This window comes from Mycetocola sp., assembly GCF_025464835.1.
Lineage (GTDB): Bacteria > Actinomycetota > Actinomycetes > Actinomycetales > Microbacteriaceae > Mycetocola_A.
On sequence record NZ_JAODMP010000055.1, the window covers coordinates 1 to 3,366 of the forward strand.

5 protein-coding genes, 1 tRNA gene and 1 other RNA gene are annotated in these 3,366 nt (G+C 64.5%); 2 read left to right on the forward strand and 5 right to left on the reverse strand.

Going from position 1 to position 3,366, the window contains the following annotated elements; all coding sequences use genetic code 11:
- Together JWP90_RS13175 and JWP90_RS06910 are read right to left on the reverse strand one after the other, a co-directional pair.
- The coding region (locus JWP90_RS13175; RefSeq protein WP_367182682.1) for a helix-turn-helix transcriptional regulator at positions 1-179 on the reverse strand (179 nt) is incomplete at its 3' end.
- A 166-nt stretch (positions 180-345) separates the two neighbouring features.
- Positions 346-421: transfer RNA gene (locus JWP90_RS06910), tRNA-Lys, on the reverse strand.
- A gap of 125 nt (positions 422-546) precedes the next feature.
- Between JWP90_RS06910 and JWP90_RS06915 the strand changes: the two genes are divergently transcribed.
- Together JWP90_RS06915 and JWP90_RS06920 are read left to right on the forward strand one after the other, a co-directional pair.
- A complete protein-coding gene (locus JWP90_RS06915) occupies positions 547-1,344 on the forward strand; it encodes an inositol monophosphatase family protein (RefSeq protein ID WP_297361577.1) in 798 nt (265 codons plus the stop codon).
- A gap of 53 nt (positions 1,345-1,397) precedes the next feature.
- Positions 1,398-2,177 (forward strand): 1-acyl-sn-glycerol-3-phosphate acyltransferase, encoded by a 780-nt coding sequence (locus tag JWP90_RS06920; RefSeq protein ID WP_297361580.1) that lies wholly within the window; start codon positions 1,398-1,400, stop codon positions 2,175-2,177.
- Between the two features lie 34 nt (positions 2,178-2,211).
- Here the strand turns inward: JWP90_RS06920 and JWP90_RS06925 are convergent, their stop codons facing one another.
- The 3 genes from JWP90_RS06925 to JWP90_RS06935 form a co-directional block, all read right to left on the reverse strand.
- On the reverse strand, positions 2,212-2,499 hold the full coding sequence (locus JWP90_RS06925; RefSeq protein WP_297361583.1) for a hypothetical protein: 288 nt from the start codon (positions 2,497-2,499) through the stop codon (positions 2,212-2,214).
- 91 nt (positions 2,500-2,590) lie between these two features.
- Positions 2,591-2,966, reverse strand: a transfer-messenger RNA (tmRNA) gene (gene ssrA / locus JWP90_RS06930).
- Between the two features lie 60 nt (positions 2,967-3,026).
- The coding region (locus JWP90_RS06935) for a glycosyltransferase (protein ID WP_297361586.1) at positions 3,027-3,366 on the reverse strand (340 nt) is incomplete at its 5' end.

Consider the following 3,366-nt stretch of genomic DNA (forward strand, 5'->3'; position numbering starts at 1 on the left):
CGGCTGAAGTCGCGCGAGGCGTAGCCGAGGGCATGGCCGAGTTTCACGGCCTTCGGGCCGCGGTGGTCGACGCGCCAGTCGTAGAGCGTCGCGACCGGAATGCCGAGGTAGTCGGAGAGCTCCTGGACCGTCAACAGGTGCCCCAGGCGAGCGGCGGGTGAAGCGGGATTGTCGTTCATGCTCGACAGGTGCGCCCAGCCCCAGAGCGCTCAGGACTGCACCAGACGAGACCCGCCAAGCCCGATAGGACGGGGCTTCTGACGGGATTTATGACAGATAAATGAGAGATGACGGCTCTGAGCGGCCATCGTGGCTCCTGTACTTGCGCGGAAATACAGGAAAAGTTGGTGCACCCCCCGGGACTTGAACCCGGAACCCACTGATTAAGAGTCAGTTGCTCTGCCGATTGAGCTAGAGGTGCGTATTTCGGCCCGCAGACAGTGCGGCGGGCCGTGGAAAAGATTAGCATGCGATCCGCGTCCTCCGCCAATCGAGCCGCCGCAACGGCGGGGCGGGTGGGAGCCTGCTCGACGCTATCGTGGGAGCATGACCAGCACTCCCCCGTCCCTCTCCGATGACCTCGCCCTGGCCCTCCGCCTGGCCGATGCAGCCGACGCGATCTCCCTCGAACGGTTCCGGGCAGGAAACCTCGAGGTATCGACCAAACCGGATGCCACGCACGTCACCGACGCGGATCTCGCGGTGGAGAGGGCACTGCGCGACATGCTGGCAGCCGAGCGGCCCGCCGACGGCATTCTCGGTGAGGAATATGGAACGGCGGGGTCGACCGAACGCCAGTGGATCCTCGACCCGATCGACGGCACCGCGAACTTCCTCCGTGGCGTGCCCAACTGGGCGACGCTGATCAGCCTCGCCGTGAACGGGGTCCCTCAGGTCGGCGTGGCCAGCGCTCCCGCGTTCGGCAAACGATGGTGGGCCGCCGATGGAGCGGGCGCCTGGCTTGCCGAGAACGGGACGACGCCCAGGCGGCTCCAGGTGTCCGGTGTGCGGAAGCTCGAGGATGCGTCGCTCAGCTTCCAGAGCATCGCCCAATGGGACGAGGCAGGCTACCTCGACCAGCTCATCGGTCTGTCCCGCTCTGTCTGGCGCGACCGCGCTTACGGTGACATGTGGTCATACGGATTGCTCGCCGAAGGGCTGCTCGACATCGTCGCCGAGTTCGATGTCAAGGAGTACGACATCGCCCCTTTCGTCGTGCTCATTCGCGAAGCCGGTGGCCGGTTCTCCGCGGTCGACGGCACAGACACCATCGCCGGCCGCAGTTCGCTGGCGACAAACGGCATCCTGCACGATCAAGTGCTCGCCGCCCTCACGCACGAGTGAGCGAAGCAACGCAAGGGCCCCTGATCCGGATCTGTGCCGCCTAGCATTTCGGTATGAGCAAGCGAACTCCTGAACCCGTTTACACCACCGCGATCGGCGTGGGCAGGCTGATTTTCGGTGCGCTTCGGCTCAAGCCGATCGTGACGGGCGCAGAGCACCTGCCTGCGACGGGCGGCGCCGTGCTTGCGATCACCCACTTCGGTTACATGGACTTCGCGCTCACGGAGTGGATGGTCTGGCACCGCAACCGTCGTCGCATCCGTTTCATGGCCAAGAAGGGCGCGTTCGACAAGCCCGTCGTCGGCTGGCTGCTCCGGGGCATGCGCCACATCTCCGTGGACATGAAGGCGGGAGGTGAGGCGTACAGCCAGGCGATCACTGCACTCAGGGCCGGTGAGCTTCTCGGCGTGTTCCCTGAGGCCGGGGTCAACCGGTCGTTCACCGTTCGGGACCTCAAGACGGGAACGGTACGGATGGCGGATGAGGCCAGGGTTCCCATCATCCCGATCGCGGTCTGGGGCGGCCACCGCCTCCTCACCAAAGGGCGCAAGCCCTCGCTGGCTGAGGCTCGCAACGTTCCCATCCGGTTCGCCATCGGCGCTCCGTTCACCCCGGATGCAGGCCAGGACGTTCGGCAACGAACCATGGCCCTGCGGGCGTCGATGCAGGCCCTCCTCGACGAAGCACAGGCCAGTTACCCCGAGAACGGCACGGGCCTGTGGTGGCAACCGGCGCATCTCGGCGGTACCGCACCGACTCCAGAGGAAGCAGCCGTCGCTGAAGCGGAACGCCAGCGTCGGAAGGCTGCGGAAGCCGAAGGGAAAGCGCGCTGACTCCCCTGCCGCACCGCGGCACCCGGCGAGCGGCTCAGCGCGGAACGGCGACCAGTCGACCGCGTCCGACCGGGAGCAACGGAGCCACGTAGACCAGGGGCGTCAGCGCGCCGGGGGTGACGAGGACATCGACTTGCCCGAACTTCCAAAGACGGTTGTAGAGGAAGACCGATACCTGGGTCTGGCCGTCGGCGGAGACCCGCCATGTGCCTGTACCCCACTGGGCCGGCTGGCCCCGGCCGTTGAACACGACCGTCGGCTTGAGGAGAGCGCCGAACCACGGCCGCCGGAGTGTGAGTTCGAGCCGTTCCGAGTCCGCCATGAGACCAGCTAACCACGGACATACGCGTGCCGGACGCAGAAAGGCCGCCCAATGGGCGGCCTTTCGGTTCACGTCGCGTGACAGCAACTGGTGGTGGAGATGCGGGGAATTGAACCCCGGTCCACTGCTGTGGTCATGTGCCTTCTACGGGTGTATCCAGTGAAGGCGTTCTACTCGGCTCCGGAATTTGTCACTGGCACCTAATCCGACAAGCCCAGCCTCAGTAAGAGTCCCTCTACGCCCTGAGACGAAACGTAGAAGCAATCTCTCTAAATGGCGCCAGGGTCCGGGTAGAGAGCATCCCCGGTCTGACGGACTTCTTTAGTGCGCTCGCTTAGGCAGCGAGGGCGAAGTCAGTGCGCTTTGAATTGGCACTTATTGTTTTGCGGGGATCGTTAACGAGATAACCCTGCATCCTCGACCCGCTTCTCACAATTGCGCAGGCAGTGTCGAAACCGATCATCCCCATGCACACCTGAGAAGGTGAGTCCTGTCACACGCTGTTGAGTTTCCAAAATGCATCCGAATCATCTCGAATGCAGTCTCTCATCATACAACGGATCCCCGGTGCCGTCTACCTGTCGCTGGATCAGGTCCGAATACAGCCGCACGTGCTCGGCAGCCATCCGTTCCGCGCTGAACCGGTCCTCCGCTGCCTCCCGACAGCGTTGCCGGTCCAGTTCTCCCACCCGCCGCAGTGCATCCGCGAGCGAGCGTACGTCTGTACCGAAGAAGCCGGTGGACCCATCGTCGACGATTTCCGGGGCGGACCCCCTGGAGGTCGTGATGACCGGGGTGCCGGCCGCGAGTGCCTCGATCATCACCATCCCAAACGGCTCCTCCCACTGGATTGGATTGACCAGCGCT

Coding starts and splice junctions, on each gene's coding strand:
- JWP90_RS06915 (WP_297361577.1), top strand. CDS start 547: ATGACCAGCACTCCCCCGTCCCTCTCCGATGACCTCGCCCTGGCCCTC.
- JWP90_RS06920 (WP_297361580.1), top strand. CDS start 1,398: ATGAGCAAGCGAACTCCTGAACCCGTTTACACCACCGCGATCGGCGTG.
- JWP90_RS06925 (WP_297361583.1), bottom strand. CDS start 2,499: ATGGCGGACTCGGAACGGCTCGAACTCACACTCCGGCGGCCGTGGTTC.